This window comes from Cupriavidus sp. 96C5-1, assembly GCF_057798855.1.
The window spans coordinates 1-16163 of the sequence record NZ_JBYOJU010000035.1; the positions used below are offsets into that span (position 1 = coordinate 1).

The following is a 16163-nucleotide window of genomic DNA, read 5'->3' on the forward strand; positions in this document are numbered from 1 at the left end:
TGTCAAGTCCTGACATAGGTTGACACCCCGCTGCACGCGGTTTGCTCGTTCAAGTTGTAGCAAGAGACGCCCGATGAACCTCATTGGGCGTTTTGTATTTCAGCGACTGATGCGGTCGCTCGCGGTTGTAGATACGGATGGACTGTTCGACCATGCGAGCGGCCTGCTTCAGGTCGGCAGGCCGCTGCAGCAAGAACTCGCTTTTGAGAATGCCGTTGACGCGTTCTGCCATGGCATTCTGGTAACAATCGTAGCCATCGGTCATGGAGCAAATCAGCCCATGGCGCTGATGGATCTCCTGGTAGTAGGTCAAGCAGTACTGGATCCCGCGATCCGAGTGGTGAACCAGCGGCTGGCGCGTGCTGCGGCCCCGCAGCGCCATCCTCAGCGCCTGGCTCACCTGCTCGGTCTGCAGGCTGTCATGCACGTGGTAGCCGACGATCTTGCGAGAGTAGGCGTCGGTCACCAGGCTTAGGTAGACGAAGCGCTGGGCGGTCGGCAAGTACGTGATGTCAGCCACCCAGACCTGTTCCGGACCCGTTGGAACAACCTTCTGGGGCCCATCCTTGAGCAGGTTGGGATGTCGCCGGAAGCGATGATGGCTATGCGTGGTCTTGTGATAAGCCCGCTGCGGCGCCACCAGCAAGCGAGCCGCACGCAGTATGTCGAACAAGCGGTCACGGCCGATCTGGATACCGGCCTGAGCCAAGGGTGAGCGCAAGATGTGCTGAAGCTTGCGCGTGCCCAAGCGCGGCTGGCGCAGGCGAGTGTAGGTCACCATGGCGCAAACCTTGGCGTCTCGCTCAAGCCGCAGGCGCTCACTGTGCTGGCGTTTGTAGTATGCCTGTCGGCTGATGCCGACATAGCGGCAGGCCCTGCTGACGCTCAGCCCTTGGACGAGCTTTTGCGCGAGGACCTGCCCGAGGGCTTTTTTACGATGCGAACCCCGTGCTCCTTCTGGATCACGTCGATCACGGCCTCAAACAAGCGAGCCTTCTCGTTCGCCTCCTTCAGCTGTACTTCCAATTCCTTGATCCGCTGCTCCGGCGTCAGTGGCTTGTCGGTTTCGTTTCCCATGGCGGTGCTGGCAGCTCTACGCGACGACGAGCCGCTCCAGTCCTGTAGTCCGTGCTTGCGTAACCATACCAGCACTGTCGAGCGCCCCTGGATCCCGTACCGCTGTTGGGCCTGCTTGTAGGTCAATTCGCCTTTTTCGACCTGCTCCACCACCGCTAGTTTAAAAGCCAGGCTGTAGTCCCGCTGAGTTCGCTTTTCGACCGCTTCCAATTGACTCTCCTTCCTGTCTGGGGGGAAAGTGTCAACCTTAGTCAGGACGGGTCACGCCAATGAAAAAAGCCGGGAGCATTGCTGCTCCCGGCTTTTTTGGATTCGTTGGTGGGGCGTGAGTGACTCGAACACTCGACCTACGGATTAAGAGTCCGCTGCTCTACCAACTGAGCTAACGCCCCAACGAGCCGAAAATCATAGCAAACTCATCGCGGGAATGCAACACCTATCGTGATGTTGGTTTGAATCCGGGTTTGCTGCGCGGGGAAATGGGCGGGCCATCGGCACATTCCGATGCGCCAATGAAAAAGCCGGAAGCACTGCTGCTTCCGGCTTTTTGGATTCGTTGGTGGGGCGTGAGTGACTCGAACACTCGACCTACGGATTAAGAGTCCGCTGCTCTACCAACTGAGCTAACGCCCCAACGAGCCGAGGATCATAGCAAGCCAATTGTGACAATGCAACACCTTTTGTTGCGTTGGTTTGAATTTCGCAGTGAGCTCGCTTGCGGCAAGTGGCCGGGATCGTTTTATCGCATTGGCTACAATGCGCTCGTCCTCCTCGGCAGCGGCGTCCGGTGCCGCGCCGAACCAATCCCCTCAATGCGGAGCCCGCCATGCACGCCAGAGTCCTGCGCTACCTCGACGAGGTGGTGACCCGCGGGTCGATCCGCCAGGCCGCGCAGCATCTGCACGTGGCACCGAGCGCGATCAACCGGCAGATCCTGGATCTGGAGACGGAACTCGGTGCGCCGATCTTCGAGCGCATCAACAAACGCCTTCGGCTGACGCCGCTGGGCGAGATGGTGCTGGCGCACGTGCGTCACACGCTGCGAGAGCACGCGCTGTTGCGCAGCCGTATCGAGGCCGTCAAGGGGGTGCGCCAGGGCGAGGTGACCGTCGTCACCACCGCGGGGCTGGCCGGTTCGCTGATGCCTGCGCTGGTGCATGAATTCCGCCAGCAATACCCGGGCATCCTGGTGCGGCTGGTCGACCTGCCGGTGGCGGAAATCGTCAGCGCCGTCGAGCGCGGCGATGCCGACCTTGGCCTCGGCTACGAGTTGCCCGACATGGCCGCCTTTTCCACTCTTGCCAGCAACGACTGGCATATAGGCGCAGTGGTTGCGCCCGGACATGCGCTGGCCGGGCAGCCATCGACGCTGCTAAGCGAGTGCCTGGCCTATCCGCTGATCCTGCCCGCGCCCTCGATGTCGATCCGCGCCATCCTGGACGAGGCTTTCGCCCGCGCCATGATCGACGTCTCGCCGGTGACCGAGACCACCTCGACTTCCCTGATGCGGCGCCTGGTGATGCTGGGCACCGGCATTGCTTTCCTGAATCCCCTCGACGTGCTGGAGGAGCGGGCGCGCGGTGCGCTGGTCTGGGTACCCCTGCGTGACGGCAGGCTGCCCTGTCAGACGCTGCGGCTCGTGGCACGCGCACGCAACCCGCTGAGCGCCGCGGCTGCGCTGATGGCCGACAGGATTGGCGCAGGGCTGGCGGCGCTGTTTGCCGGCGCGCGCTAGCGGCCGGCGGCGCGCGTCTCTGGTGGCTGGCCAGGCATTGTGCTTTTTTTGCGCACACCGTCGCCGGAATTCGATGCTTTGCCAGGCGCCGCCGCCGTCCTAGACTGTCGGGGCCGGTCCGCCCGAAGCGCCGGCGCGAAGACGCGCCCCGGCCACGGCGCCGCGTTTCCTTTCCGTTCACGTTCCTGACCCGAAGATCCCGCCATGACCCTCATCCTCATCAATGCAGACATCCTGGTGACCATGGATGCGCAACGCCGCGAAATTGCGGGGGGTGCGCTGGTTGCGCAGGGCCCGGCGATCGAATGGGTTGGCGCCAGCGCCGAGTTGCCGCCTCGATACCGCCGGCTGATCGAGGAAGGGGGTGCCGAGGTGCTCGACATGACGGGGCAGGTGGTGATCCCCGGCCTCGTGAATACACACCATCACATGTACCAGAGCCTGACCCGCTCCGTGCCCGCGGCGCAGGACGCCGAGCTGTTCTCCTGGCTGAGTAATCTGTATATGTTGTGGTCGCACCTGACGCCGGAGATGATCGATGTATCGACCCGGACCGCGATGGCCGAGCTGATGCTGTCTGGCTGCACCACCACGAGCGACCATCTCTATCTCTATCCCAATGGCGCGCGGCTGGATGATTCCATCGCCGCGGCGGCCGATATGGGCATGCGCTTCCACGCCGCGCGCGGCTCGATGAGCGTGGGCCGCAGCAAGGGCGGCTTGCCGCCCGATTCGGTGGTGGAGGAAGAGCAGGCCATCCTCAAGGACAGTCAGAGGCTGATCGAGCAGTACCACGATGCCTCGCGCCACGCGATGCTGCGCGTGGTGGTGGCGCCGTGCTCGCCGTTCTCGGTATCGCGCGACCTGATGCGTGAGTCGGCGTTGCTGGCGCGCAGTTACGGGGTGTCGATGCACACCCATCTCGCCGAGAACGACAACGACATTGCCTATTCGCGCGAGAAGTTCGGGCTGACGCCCGCGCAGTATGCGCAGGAGCTCGGCTGGGTGGGCCCCGACGTATGGCATGCGCATTGCGTCAAGCTCGACGACGAGGGCATCGCACTGTTCGCCCGCACCGGCACCGGGGTGGCGCATTGCCCTTGCTCCAACATGCGGCTGGCGTCGGGCATTGCGCCCGTGCGCGCGATGCGCGATGCCGGCGTGCCGGTCGGGCTCGGGGTGGATGGCAGCGCCTCGAACGATGGCGCCCATATGCTCGGGGAAATGCGCCAGGCGATGCTGTTGCAGCGGGTGGGATACGGGCCCGCTGCCATGAGTGCGCGCGAAGCGCTGGAGATCGCCACGCTGGGCGGCGCGCGGGTGCTGGGCCGCGACGATATCGGCGCGCTGGCGCCCGGCATGTCGGCCGATTTCGTATCCTTCGACATGGGGCAGGTGGGTTACGCCGGCGCTGGCCACGATCCGGTGGCGGCGCTCGTTTTCTGCACGCCGGGCAACGTGGTCACCAGCGTGATCAATGGTCGTGTGGTGGTGCGCGACGGCGAGTTGCTCACGGTGGAGCTGCCGCGGATCCTGGTGCGGCACCGCGATCTCGCGCGCGCCTTGTTCGAGCGCGCAGGCGATATCTGAATGCGGCGCGTGCGCGACCCCACTCGAGTGGGGCTGCGCCATATCTGCTATGTATTCAGACTTGTTGCCGGGACGTTCCCTGAACGCCCCTGACCCTTCTCAGGCCCGCTTGATCGCGGGCTTTTTTTTGTGGGATTTTTGTAGGCTGCGTGGGGCAGTAGCGCTGGCATGCGCGTCGCGCCAATGAAAAAAGCCGGAAGCATTGCTGCTCCCGGCTTTTTCGAAATGCGCTGGTGGGGCGTGAGTGACTCGAACACTCGACCTACGGATTAAGAGTCCGCTGCTCTACCAACTGAGCTAACGCCCCAACGAAGAACGAGATTCTATCATCGTTTTTGAATTTGTCAAAGGGCCGGTGAAGTTTTTCTTGCGCGCGCCGTGCTTGCGCATGTGGCGTGCGCTTGCCTATCGTTCTTCCGGCGATGGGTGATACCCGACGGCTTGATCGTGTTCTCCGGGCAGGCGCCGAGGGCACGGGAACTCGCGCGTGGCTTCGGCGGTCTGTGGGCGAGCGAGGTGTAGGCCTTTGCGGACGAGTCGGGCCGAGCCATGTTAGGATGAATCTTCACTTGCAATGGAGGGCTTTACCGATGGATATCAAGTTCCAAGAGCAAGAGCGTTACGATATCAACAATGAAGGCTTGCTATTTCACGCCGTTGTCGACGGCCAACCGGTTACCTGTGTGGTGACCCGCGAAGCGCTGTGGGAAGGCTTCAGTGCCGACCAGGTGCTGTCGCTTGAAGAGGCATTCCGCGCGGGACGCGAAACGATCGAGCGTGCCGCGGTGGTGCTGATCGAGCAGGGCGCAGCCCAGCCCGTGGTAGTCAAGCGCGCCCATGTGGCGCCGCTCTGAAGCCAGTCTCAGTCCGGGCCGGTCATCGGTCCGATCCCGGGCGACCGCTTCATGTTATCGCGGCTTCTCGCCGCCCCGCGCCGGTTATACGCCGGCGTTTTTCTTTGTGACCTCACCCGTTTTCAATGCATTCGCCCAGGCGTGATCGTGCTTCCGCCTGATGCAGCCCGGCGCGGTGGTGCCGCCGTCAGGCTGGCTGCGCTTGATACAGCGCTCCGCCCGGACGGCCTGCGCATTCCTCGAAGATACGAGCCTGGCATCCCGCGCACACGCCGGCATCGAGATGGGCAATGATGGTGTGCAGCGCCTGCCGCTTGGTCGAGAAGATGTGTCCCTCGCCCAGCTTCGAGGCGAAGCCGGTCTGATCCCAGCATTGCAGAACCTGCGTGCGCGGGCGGTGGAAATACAGGTCGCCGCCGGTGGCACGGCGTTCCGCGAGTTCGCTTTCCCACATCTCGGCACCCGCCAGGTCGATGAAATTCATGCTCTTGGTCATGGCCAGCAGATGGATCTGGCCGGGATGGGCACGGCGCGCCTCGTGCAGGCGGTCGGTGACGTACTGGACGGCGCCGAAGTAGATCGCGCCTTCCATGCGCAGCAGCTTGAGCTGGGGGCATTCCGGCTGTGGCCGGTGCAGTTCGTCCAGCGGTGTGAAGCGCCGGCCGGGGTCATCCGCATCCGGTACCAGGCTGCGCACGGCCGGCCGCGAGGTGCGGTAGAGATGGGCGACCAGCGACAGGATGGTACCGAGCAGGACCGCCATCTCCAGGCGGATGGCCAGCGTAGCGGCATAGGTGCTGACGGCGATGACGAATTCGGTGCGGCTCAGGCTGGCGATGCGCCGCAGGCGGGCCAGATCGAACAGGCCCCAGGCCACCAGCAGGAGCATGGCGGAGATGGCCGCGAGCGGAATCTGCGCCAGCAGCGGGGCGCTGGCCGTGACCAGCACGACCAGGAGCAAGGCGGAGAAGATGCTGGCCAGCGGCGTCTTCGCGCCGGCTTCGTAATTCGGCATCGAGCGGTTTAGCGAGCCGCAGGAGATATAGGCGGAGAACAGGCCACCCGCGATATTCGACAGGCCCTGGCCGATGAACTCGCGGTTCGCGTCGATGTGCTGGCCCGAGCGCAGCGCCACCGCCTTGGCGATCGAGATCGACTGGCCGAGCGCAACGATGGTGAGTGCCGCGGCGATACCCAGCAGGTCGGGGATGGCCTGCCAGGAGATTTCGGGAAGATGGAAGGGCGGAATGGCAGAGGGAATCGGGCCGACCACATTGACATGGCGCGCGCCTGCGCTCCAGCCTGGTGCATTGAGCAGCAGCGCGACGCCATAGCCGGCCAGCAGACCGATCAGCATGAACGGCAGGCGGCGGGAGATGCGTTTGGCGGCGACCGTCACCGCCAGCGTGACCGCGGCCACGGTGAATGCGCTCCAGTTGACGGTGGCAGCATTGCCGAGCAGGAAGCGCACTACGCCGAATGCGCTGGTGCCGGTGGGCACCGACAGGCCAAACAGGTCCTTGAGCGCATAGAGTCCGATCAGCGTGGCTGCGCCGCAGGTGAAGCCGAGCAGCACCGACGGCGAGATGAAATTGGCCAGCGAGCCGAGGCGCAGGGTGCCCACGGCGAGTTGCAGCAAGCCGACCATGATGGTGACGGCCAGCGCCAGGTTGATGTACTCGGGACTGCCGGCGAAGGCAACCGGGCTCAGCATGGCGAATAACGCCAGGGAGTTGGCGTTGGTCGGGCCGGACATCACATGCCAGCTTGAGCCAAACAAGGCAGCCACGATGCAGGGAATGACCGCCGCGTAGATGCCGTACTGCGGCGGCAAACCGGCCAGGGTGGCGAACGCCACGCCCTGCGGCAGCACCAGCACGGCGCCGAGCAGGCCGGCCACCAGATCCGCGCGCAAGCTGGCCGGACCGACGCGGTGGCGCCATGCCGGCAGCAGGCGCTCCAGCATGCTACCCGCGGCGGCGGGGATGTTCATGCGCACCGGTCTTGTTCGTTGAAGCTATCCAGCAGTTCGTCGAGCGCGCCGTAGACCTTGACCAGGCGTTCGGCGCCGATCATCTGCTCCAGTTCCTCGTAGCGGCGGTCGATCAGCGGTTCCATCTCCGCGATCATGTCGCGGCATTTGTCGGTCAGCGAGATCAGCTGGCGGCGCTGGTCGGTAGTGGAGCGGGAGCGCAGGATCAGGCCCGCCTCCGCCATGCTGGAGAGCATGCGCGTCAGGCTGGGGCTCAGGATCAGGCAGGCATCGGCCAGCTGGTTGGGCTCCATTTCGCCCTGCTCGTTGAGGGTACGCACCACGCGCCATTGCTGCTCGGTCATGCCGTGCTGGCGCAGGATGGGCCGAAAGCCCGCCATCAGCGTTTCGCGTGCTTGCAGCAGCAGGTGGGGAAGGTTGCGATGGCGGAAGGTAGCCGGTTTCATGCCCGCAAGTGTAGCCGCGCGGCTGCCCGGACGCGAGCCGGTGGCTACCCGGATAGCCTGAACGTGGTCTTCGGCTTAGCGCTTCGGCCCGCCATTCCAGGCCATCCGCACCCCTCGCGGCCTATTCGCTATGCGCCGGTGGCGAGCGTGGCCACCACCGGCGTGTGGTCCGACGGCTGCTCCCAGGTGCGCGGCACGCGATCGATCACGCAGGCGTGGCACACGTCGCGCAAGGCCGGAGACAGCAGGATGTGGTCGATGCGCAGGCCGGCGTTGCGGCGGAAGGCGAACATGCGGTAATCCCACCAGGAGAAACTCTTCTCGGGCTGTTCGAACAGGCGGAACGCATCGGCCAGGCCGAGCGCTTGCAGCGCCTTGAAAGCGTCCCGTTCCGGCGGCGACACCAGGTTCTGGCCTTCCCATTTCTTGGGGTCGTGCACATCGCGGTCTTCCGGCGCGATATTGAAATCGCCCAGCAGCGCGAGCTTCGGGTACTTCGCCATCTCCGCCTGCAGCCATGCCGTCATCGCCTGCAGCCAGCCCAGCTTATAGGTGAACTTGTCGGAATCCGGCGCCTGGCCATTGGGGAAATAGGCGCACACCAGGCGCACGTCGCCATAGGTGGCCGCCACCACGCGCTGTTGGGGGTCGTCGTAGCCGGGAATGTTGCGCACCACGTCGGCGGGCGTGGCCATGGTCGCGTTGCGCGCCAGGATGGCTACGCCGTTATAGGTCTTCTGGCCGGTGAACACGCTGTGAAAGCCCGCGCTTTCCAGTTCGGCCAGCGGGTACTTGTCGTCCGGCATCTTCAGCTCCTGCAGGCACAGGGCATCGATCGGGGTTTCGGCTTTTTCCTGCTCCAGCAGCCAGTCCAGCACCTGCGGCAGCCGGACCTTGAGCGAGTTGACGTTCCAGGTGGCGATTCTCATGGTTGGGCTATCCATCCTTATTGCTAGCATTGTTGATGATTCAGAGGAGCCCGGCTGCAAATGCCTGCAAAGCCGGCAGGCCTCCCCGGTCAATGTGCGAGTTCTTGGCGTTCAGGCTAGATTGTCGCGTGAGCCGGCCCGATTGTGGGGATGCGTGGTGCGCTTGTCCGGTTCTCGGGCGTGGGTGAGCCTGGAATGCCGTTTGCGGCATGTTTACCGCTCACGCTTCCATGGCAGCCGGACGGTATCGCCGCAGCATGCGGAAACCGGAGAAAACGGCGCCAGGCACCACGCATCCGGCGCCCAGCCGGCAATCAGCCAGGCCCGGCCCTCGGTCAGCCTGGCCGGTGGCACCAGTGGATCGTGCGGCAGGACGCCCGCGCCGTGCTGGGCGGCAGGCCTCGCAGCAGCATTGCATTGCCTCCACGAGCCGCTTGCTGGAGGCGCTGATGCGGACGGGCGTATCGACGAAGACCACGCTCAGGGTTTGAACGAGCCTTCGATGGTATAGCGCGACCCCGGATGCACCAGCCGTGCCAGCGTGATCGGTGAGCCCTGGCTCTCCGTGCGGCGGACCACGATCAGGCAGGGCTCCGACGGCTTGACGCCCAGCAACTGTGCTTCTTCCGCGGTGGGCAGCTGGGCCTCGATCGAATACTGCGCCTCCCATAGCGGCGCCACGGTCAGCAGGTAGTTGGTCGGCGTGGTCCTGGTGAAATCCACGCTGAGGTAGTCGGGCGCGCGGGCGGGGTTGACGTAGCGGTCCTCGCAGAGCAGGGGCACGCCGTTCTCGCTGTGCACGATCAAGGTGTGGAAGACCTCGCTGCCCGCCGGCAGGCCCATGCGCTGCGCGAGCGCCTCGCTGACCGCTTCCGCGCGCGCCAGGTGCACCTCGGAGCGGTGCCGGTGGCCCCGCTCCGTGATCTCGTCGTGCAAGTCGCGGATGGTCAGGGTGGACGACGCCCGGTAGGGCTGGGTGGCGAATGTGCCGACACCCTGCACGCGCTCCACCAGTCCTTCCGCCTGCAGTTCGCGCACCGCGCGGTTGGCGGTCATGCGGCTGACGCTGAACTGGGTGACCAGCTCGGATTCCGACGGCATCAGGGTGCCGGGCGGCCAGCGGCCGGCGCTGAGCCCCTCCTTCAGGTAGTTCTTGATATGCGCGTAGGCGGCGGCGGGAGGCAGATAGGTCATGGCACGCATATTACTTGACGGGGCTTGTCTAGCCAATTGGCGCAGCCGCTGGTTTGACCGGCGCAGCGGGGCCTCTCCACGCCTGGCCGGAAGCGCAATCGAACGTGGCGGCCCCTGGCTGCGATTTATTAATCCATCTTGTATAGACAAGAATAGTCATTTATAGTCATTTTGCACAATGTGGCGTGAACTGCGTGGCGAAACAACAGAGACCGGGACACCGGGAGACATGAAGCGGCACCAAAGCCGCCATTGGAGGGGATATGGCAATGACAACAACGGGAGCAAGAACGGGAATCTTCCCGGGCTGGTATGTCGTGGGCGCGGCGCACGTGCTGCTGGCGCTGATCTTCGGCGCCGCGTATTCGTTCGGTGCCTTCTTCGCAAGCATCCAGGAAGGCTTCCAGGCAGGGAGTTCGTCCACGGCGTCGGTGTTCTCGTTCACCGCGCTGATCTACTACGTGGTTGGCGTGTTCGCGGGATCCCTGGCCGATCGCAGTTCAACGCGCCTGGTAGTCGGCATGGGGGTTGTGCTGCTGGCGCTGGGCTTCGGCATTGCCAGCACCGTCACGGCGTCGCTGGCCAGCTTCCTGATGGCCTTCTGCTCACTGGTCGGCCTGGGCGTAGGCCTGGTCTACGTGCCGGCGGTGACGGCGGTCCAGCGCTGGTTCGTCAGGCATCGCAGCAGGGCGTCGGGCCTGGCGCTGGCAGGCACCGGGCTTGGCACCTTCGTCGGGCCGGTGATGGCCGGCTTGCTGATGGAGCATATGTCCTGGCAGGCGACGATGCGCTGTTTCGCGCTGGCCATCGCCGTGACCGGCCTGGCGATGGCATGGCTGGTGAGGGGTAGCCCGCAGGAGGCTGGCCAGTATCCCGATGGAGACCCGCCCGCGCCCGGCAGGGCCACGGGCAGCCAGCAGTCAGGGATGCGCCTGTCGCAGGCGGCGCGCGGCGGGCGATTCTGGTGGATGTTCGCGGCGATCCTGCTGGGCTCCGTCGGTCTGTTCGCGGCGCTGGTCCACATTCACCCTTATGCGCGGCAGCACGGCATTTCCGCCGCGGGAGGCAACCTGCTGATCGGCCTGGTGGGCGTTGGCAATATCCTGGGCCGCCTCTTGCTGGGCGGACTGGGCGACCGCCTTGGTCCCGGCCGCCTGCTGGTGTGGCTGACCCTGATGCTGGCCGCACTCAACGGCGTGTGGTTCGGCGCGGCGAGCTTTCCGGCGCTGGCGGTGTTTGCCGTGCTGTTCGGCGCGGCGAACGGTGGCTGCATTTCTCTGTATCCCGCACTCGCCGCGGCGTGGTTCGGCACGGCGAACCTTGGCGCGATCCTGGGTGCGCTGTACATCGCTGTTGGGATAGCCGCGATGGCCGGCGGCAGTTTCGCGGGCTGGCTCTTCGATGCCTATGGCAACTACTCCGCCGCGATCGCAGCCAGCGGCTTGTGCGCGCTGGTGTCGGCCGCATGCATCGCGCGCGCCAGCCGCCAATAAAGAAGAAAGGCAGCCCGATGTGAGCTGCCTTCGTTGTCCGCTTCCGTTGCCTGTTCCACCACGGCGAGGGTTGGGAAGAGGGCCTGCGTGATGCCGCCAGCCCCCCTTCTTACGCCACGGCCATGCCGCCGTGGCGCAGCAGTGCGTCGATCTGCGGCGCGCGGCCGCGGAATGCCGTGAAGGATTCCATCGCCGGGCGGCTGCCGCCGACCGAGAGGATCTCGCGGCGGTAGCGCGCCCCGGTCTCGGCGTCCAGCACCGTGCCCGAAAGCCGGGCGGCTTCCTCGAACGCCGCATACACGTCGGCGGACAGCACCTCAGCCCACTTGTAGCTGTAGTAGCCGGCGGCATAGCCGCCCGCGAACACATGGCTGAAGGTATTCGGCCAGCGCGAGAGCGGATGCTGCGGCACCACGTGCGCCCGGTCGTTGATCTCCCGGGACAGCGCCAGCACCGATTTCTCGCCGGCCGGGTCGAAGTCGGTGTGCAGGTGCATGTCGAAGGACGAGAACACGATCTGGCGCAGCGTCATCATGCCGTTCTGGAAGTTCTTGGCGGCCAGCATGCGCTCGAACAGCGTGCGCGGCAGCGGCTGGCCGCTGTCGACGTGCGAGGTCATGTCGGCCAGCACTTCGTATTCCCAGCAGAAGTTCTCCATGAATTGCGAGGGCAGTTCGACTGCATCCCACTCCACGCCGTTGATGCCCGACACGCCCAGTTCGCCCACCTGGGTCAGCATATGGTGCAGCCCGTGGCCGAACTCATGGAACAGCGTGATCACTTCATCGTGGGTGAACAGCGCAGGCTTGCCACCCACCGGCGCCGTGAAGTTGCAGGTCAGGTAGGCCACCGGGGTCTGCACGCGGCCGCCGTCGAGCAGCTTGCGGCCGCGCGCGTCGTCCATCCACGCGCCGCCGCGCTTGCCTTCGCGGGCGTACAGGTCGATGTAGAACTGCGCCAGCAGTTCTCCCTCGGGCGATACCACACGGAAGAAGCGCGCGTCCTCATGCCAGGTCTGGGCCTGGTCCGCCTCGATGCGCACCGAGAACAGCTTTTCCACTACGCCGAACAGGCCTTTGAGCACCTGGGGCTCGGGGAAGTATTGCTTGACCTCCTGCTCCGAGAAGGCATAGCGCTGCTGGCGCAGCCTTTCCGAAGCGTAGGCGATGTCCCAGGGCGCCAGTTCGGCCAGCCCAAGTTCGGCGGCCGCGAAGGCCTTGAGTTCGGTCCAGTCCTGCTCGGCGAACGGACGGGCCTTGGCGGCCAGTTCGTCCAGGAAGCGCAGCACTTCCGCCGGGGATTCCGCCATCTTGGGCACCAGCGAGACCTCGCCGAAGGAGGCGTAGCCGAGCAGCAGGGCTTCCTCCCGGCGCAGCGCCAACTGCTCGCGCATGTTTTCGGTGTTGTCCCACTCGGCCTTGCCCTGGCTGTACTGCGGGCCGAGGTCCGAGGCGCGGGTGACGCTGGCTTCGTACATGGTCTGGCGCAGCGTGCGGTCGTCCGCGTATTGCAGCACGGGGAAGTAGGACGGGAAGTGCAGGGTGAATTTCCAGCCCGGCTTGCCGTCTTTCTCGGCGGCGTGGCGCGCGGCTTCCAGTGCATCTTCAGGCACGCCGCTCAAGCGGCTTTCGTCCTCGATCAGCAGCGCATAGGCATTGGTGGCATCGAGCACGTGGTCGGAGAAGGCCTTGGACAACTGGGCCTGCTGTTCCTGGATCGCGGCGAAGCGGGGCTTCTTGTCTTCGGGCAGCTCGGCGCCGCCCAGGCGGAAGCCGCGCAGCTCGTTTTCCATCAGCTGGCGGCGGGCCGCGCTCATGGTGGCGAATGCCGGGCCGGCGGCGATGGCCTTGTATTTGTCGTAGAGCGCGAGGCTCTGGCCCAGCGAGGACCAGAATTCGGTCATGCGCGGCAGGTTGTCGGCATGCGCCTGGCGCAACGCCGGCGTATCCGCCACGGCGCTCAGGTGGCCGACCACGCCCCAGGCCCGGCCGAGCGGCTCGGTGGCGGCTTCCAGCGCTTCCACGGCATTGGCCCAGGTGGCTTCGGTGGCGGGTTCCTCGGCGCGGTCGACGGCGGCCTGCGCGGTGGCCAGCAGTGTATCCAGCGCCGGCCCGATATGTTCAGGGCGGATCTCGGAGAAACGCGGCAGGTCGGAGAAATCCAGCAGCGGGTTGGCGGCGTTGGCTTGATTGGCGGCTTGGTCCATGACGTCTCTCTTGGCAGGGCCGGTAAAGGCAATACCCCGCACATTGGGGCGGGGCGGCAGGTTTTCCAGTGCCGGGCGGCTCGTGCGCGCATGGCGCGGGCGCCGCCTGGTCCGGGCCGCGGGGGCGGCCTCAGCCGGCGGCGCGCTCGGCGGCTTCCAGCGTGTTGATCAGCAGCATCGTAATGGTCATCGGGCCCACGCCACCCGGTACCGGGGTGATGTAGCCGGCCACTTCCTTCACGCCGTTGAAATCGACGTCGCCGCACAGCTTGCCGTTGTCGTCGCGGTTCATGCCCACGTCGATCACGGCCGCACCGGGCTTCACCATGTCGGCGGTGATGATATTGCGCCGGCCCACGGCGGCCACGATGACGTCGGCATCGCGGGTGTGGGCGGCCAGGTCGCGCGTCTTGCTATTGCAGATGGTGACGGTGGCGCCGGCCTGCAGCAGCAGCATCGCCATCGGCTTGCCGACGATATTCGATGCGCCGACCACCACGGCACGGGCGCCGCGCAGCGGGAACTGGACCGATTCCAGCATCTTCATGCAGCCATATGGCGTGCACGGGCGGAACAGCGGCGCGCCGGTCATCAGGGCGCCGGCATTGGCCACGTGGAAACCGTCCACGTCCTTTTCCGGGGCGATGGCTTCGAGCACCTTGTGGCTGTCGATATGCTTGGGTAGCGGCAACTGCACCAGGATGCCGTGGATGTTCGGGTCGCGGTTCAGGGCGTCGATGCGGGCCAGCAGGTCGGCCTCGGACAGGTCGGCCGGATAGCGGTCGAGCGAGGAATGGAAGCCGTTGTCGTCGCAGGCCTTCACCTTGTTGCGCACATAGACCTGGCTAGCCTGGTCATCGCCTACCAGGACCACGGCCAGACCGGGCCGGTGGCCGCGTTCGGTGAGACGGGCGGCACGCTGGGCGGCTTCGGTGCGGAGTTGCTTGGCAAGGGCGTTGCCGTCGATGAGGTGGGCTGGCATGGAGATGGGCGCTGGAGGTGGTCAAAGCGGAATTATAAAGGTTGACGCGACCCGGGGCGAAGTGGGGCGGCGCGCTGGTAGCATGTCCGGATGCACGCCCTGACCTCTCTCCTTGCGTTGACCGCACAGCCCGGCCGTGCCGAGCAAGCGGTGATGATCGCCCTGTGCCTGGCCGGGCTGGCCTGGGCGCTGAGCCGGCGTCCCTGGCACTGGCTCCGGCGCGACGCCTTGCAGCATGGCTGGCTGGGCGGGCTGGTGCTGCTGGCGCTGCTATGGACGGTCAGGGCGACGCTGCCGGGCGGGCTGGTGATCCAGTTGTTCGGCGCCACCCTGATGGTGACCCTGTTCGGGCTGCCGCTGGCATTGCTGTCGCTGTTCGTGGTGGACCTGGTGTCCTGGCTGGGGCTCGGCTACCTGGCGGGACAGGGCTGGGCCCAGCTGGACTGGGCGTTGCTCTGGCCGCGCTATGTCTGGATGGGGCTGCTGCCGGCCTTGCTGTCGGCGGCGCTGCAGGGCGCGATGCGCCGGCTGTTGCCGCGCCATCCCTTTGTCTTCATCCTGGGGCACGGCTATTTCACCGCCGGGCTGGCCGCGCTGGGGGCCGGCGCGGCCAGGGCGCTGTGGCGCAGCTACAGTGCGGGCGGCAGCGTGTTGTCCTTGCCTGACACGCTGATCGCGGTACTGATCCTGGCTTTTGGCGAGGCCTTCCTGACGGGCATGCTGGTGGCGGTGTTCGTGGTCTACAAACCGGAATGGGTCGTGACCTTCCGGGATGAGGAGTACCTCGGGAACTGAGCCGGCAGCCGGTCCCGCCGGAGAGGGGGGTGGCTGCCTTGCGGCGCGTGTCCAGGTGGCTCGTCTCAGGTGTTCTTGGACAGGGCCAGTCGCAGCAGGTCGGCCACGGTGTTGACGTTGAGCTTTTCCATGATGTTGGCGCGATGCGCTTCCACGGTCTTGATGGAAATGCCCAGATCGTCGGCGATCTGCTTGTTCAGGCGTCCGGCCACGATGCGTTCCAGCACCTGCTGCTCGCGCGTGGTGAGCTTGCCCAGCAGGTCCTTGGCGGCGCGCTGCTCGCGGGCGGCGGAATGGTCGGTACGGGCTTTCTGCAGCATGCGCTCCACCAGCGAGCGCAGTTCGGATTCGTCGAAGGGTTTCTCGATGAAGTCGATCGCGCCCTTTTTCATGGTGGAGACCGCCATCGGCACGTCGCCGTGGCCGGTGATGAAGACGATCGGGATATTGATGTTTTCCGCGATCATGCGTTCCTGCAGCTCGGGCCCGCTCATGCCCGGCATCCGCACGTCGAGGATCAGGCAGGAGACCTGGCCTGCGTCGTAGGCGGAAAGGAACTGTTCGGCGCTGGTAAAGCTGCGAACCTGGTAGCCATTGCCCTCCAGCAGCCAGGTCAGCGAGTCGCGCATGGCTTCATCGTCGTCGACGATGAAGACGGTCTCGCCGCGGTGGGAGGTGGGGTTTGGCGTTACGGTCATGAAGTCTCCTGGACGTCAAAGTCATTTGCCGCCAAGTGTAACCGGGCCGGGCGGCAAGCAACAGGGGCCGTTTGCGGCGCCCGCGATCGTGAGGGGGCGGTGCGCCAGGCAGGCGCCCCGCCGGTGCGGGGAGCGCGGCCGGGCTCCCGTGGACTACGGTTTTGGCGCCAT

Annotated in this window: 13 protein-coding genes and 3 tRNA genes; 5 read left to right on the forward strand and 11 right to left on the reverse strand. The window is 65.6% G+C overall.

What is annotated here, in order from left to right; genetic code table 11:
• Positions 1 to 49: 49 nt before the first annotated feature.
• The 3 genes from AC3FOF_RS30510 to AC3FOF_RS30520 form a co-directional block, all read right to left on the reverse strand.
• Positions 50 to 1287, reverse strand: a protein-coding gene (locus tag AC3FOF_RS30510; RefSeq protein WP_488725926.1) for an IS3 family transposase whose coding sequence is annotated in 2 segments (ribosomal slippage) — positions 50 to 936 and positions 936 to 1287 — 1239 coding nt in all. Because the reading frame shifts where the segments join, the coding sequence is not laid out codon by codon here.
• A gap of 106 nt (positions 1288 to 1393) precedes the next feature.
• Positions 1394 to 1469 (reverse strand) — tRNA-Lys (locus AC3FOF_RS30515).
• A 165-nt stretch (positions 1470 to 1634) separates the two neighbouring features.
• Positions 1635 to 1710 (reverse strand) — tRNA-Lys (locus tag AC3FOF_RS30520).
• Positions 1711 to 1903: 193 nt separating this feature from the next.
• On the opposite strand from AC3FOF_RS30520, the gene AC3FOF_RS30525 reads away from it, so the two are divergent.
• Positions 1904 to 2812, forward strand: a complete 909-nt coding sequence (locus AC3FOF_RS30525; RefSeq protein ID WP_017226560.1) for a LysR substrate-binding domain-containing protein — start codon at positions 1904 to 1906, stop codon at positions 2810 to 2812.
• 204 nt (positions 2813 to 3016) lie between these two features.
• On the forward strand, positions 3017 to 4402 hold the full coding sequence (locus AC3FOF_RS30530; protein WP_488728723.1) for an 8-oxoguanine deaminase: 1386 nt from the start codon (positions 3017 to 3019) through the stop codon (positions 4400 to 4402).
• 231 nt (positions 4403 to 4633) lie between these two features.
• On the opposite strand, the gene AC3FOF_RS30535 is transcribed toward AC3FOF_RS30530, so the two are convergent.
• Positions 4634 to 4709: transfer RNA gene (locus tag AC3FOF_RS30535), tRNA-Lys, on the reverse strand.
• 283 nt (positions 4710 to 4992) lie between these two features.
• Between AC3FOF_RS30535 and AC3FOF_RS30540 the strand changes: the two genes are divergently transcribed.
• Positions 4993 to 5256: a DUF1488 family protein gene (locus tag AC3FOF_RS30540; protein WP_006159541.1), complete on the forward strand. Its 264-nt coding sequence runs from the start codon at positions 4993 to 4995 to the stop codon at positions 5254 to 5256.
• Positions 5257 to 5443: 187 nt separating this feature from the next.
• Here the strand turns inward: AC3FOF_RS30540 and AC3FOF_RS30545 are convergent, their stop codons facing one another.
• The 4 genes from AC3FOF_RS30545 to hutC form a co-directional block, all read right to left on the reverse strand.
• Positions 5444 to 7249 (reverse strand): SulP family inorganic anion transporter, encoded by a 1806-nt coding sequence (locus AC3FOF_RS30545; RefSeq protein ID WP_017226558.1) that lies wholly within the window; start codon positions 7247 to 7249, stop codon positions 5444 to 5446.
• Positions 7246 to 7695, reverse strand: a complete 450-nt coding sequence (gene hpaR / locus AC3FOF_RS30550; RefSeq protein WP_488728724.1) for a homoprotocatechuate degradation operon regulator HpaR — start codon at positions 7693 to 7695, stop codon at positions 7246 to 7248. The genes AC3FOF_RS30545 and hpaR overlap by 4 nt, the downstream gene beginning before the upstream one ends.
• A gap of 128 nt (positions 7696 to 7823) precedes the next feature.
• Positions 7824 to 8624, reverse strand: coding sequence for an exodeoxyribonuclease III (gene xth, locus AC3FOF_RS30555; protein ID WP_017226556.1), 801 nt, complete (start codon positions 8622 to 8624; stop codon positions 7824 to 7826).
• A gap of 480 nt (positions 8625 to 9104) precedes the next feature.
• Complete coding sequence (gene hutC / locus AC3FOF_RS30560) at positions 9105 to 9818, reverse strand: histidine utilization transcriptional repressor HutC (protein ID WP_017226555.1); 714 nt, start codon at positions 9816 to 9818, stop codon at positions 9105 to 9107.
• A 269-nt stretch (positions 9819 to 10087) separates the two neighbouring features.
• Between hutC and AC3FOF_RS30565 the strand changes: the two genes are divergently transcribed.
• Positions 10088 to 11311, forward strand: coding sequence for an MFS transporter (locus AC3FOF_RS30565; protein ID WP_488728725.1), 1224 nt, complete (start codon positions 10088 to 10090; stop codon positions 11309 to 11311).
• Between the two features lie 109 nt (positions 11312 to 11420).
• Here AC3FOF_RS30565 and AC3FOF_RS30570 read toward each other — a convergent pair whose 3' ends face one another.
• On the reverse strand, positions 11421 to 13517 hold the full coding sequence (locus AC3FOF_RS30570) for a M3 family metallopeptidase (protein WP_488728726.1): 2097 nt from the start codon (positions 13515 to 13517) through the stop codon (positions 11421 to 11423).
• Between the two features lie 130 nt (positions 13518 to 13647).
• Positions 13648 to 14499 (reverse strand): bifunctional methylenetetrahydrofolate dehydrogenase/methenyltetrahydrofolate cyclohydrolase FolD, encoded by an 852-nt coding sequence (gene folD / locus AC3FOF_RS30575; RefSeq protein ID WP_017224950.1) that lies wholly within the window; start codon positions 14497 to 14499, stop codon positions 13648 to 13650.
• A 153-nt stretch (positions 14500 to 14652) separates the two neighbouring features.
• Between folD and AC3FOF_RS30580 the strand changes: the two genes are divergently transcribed.
• The gene (locus AC3FOF_RS30580) at positions 14653 to 15294 is read left to right on the forward strand and encodes a hypothetical protein (RefSeq protein ID WP_488728769.1); all 642 of its coding nucleotides are present in this window, start codon (positions 14653 to 14655) and stop codon (positions 15292 to 15294) included.
• Between the two features lie 65 nt (positions 15295 to 15359).
• On the opposite strand, the gene AC3FOF_RS30585 is transcribed toward AC3FOF_RS30580, so the two are convergent.
• On the reverse strand, positions 15360 to 15992 hold the full coding sequence (locus AC3FOF_RS30585; RefSeq protein ID WP_017224948.1) for a response regulator transcription factor: 633 nt from the start codon (positions 15990 to 15992) through the stop codon (positions 15360 to 15362).
• Between the last annotated feature and the right edge of the window lie 171 nt (positions 15993 to 16163).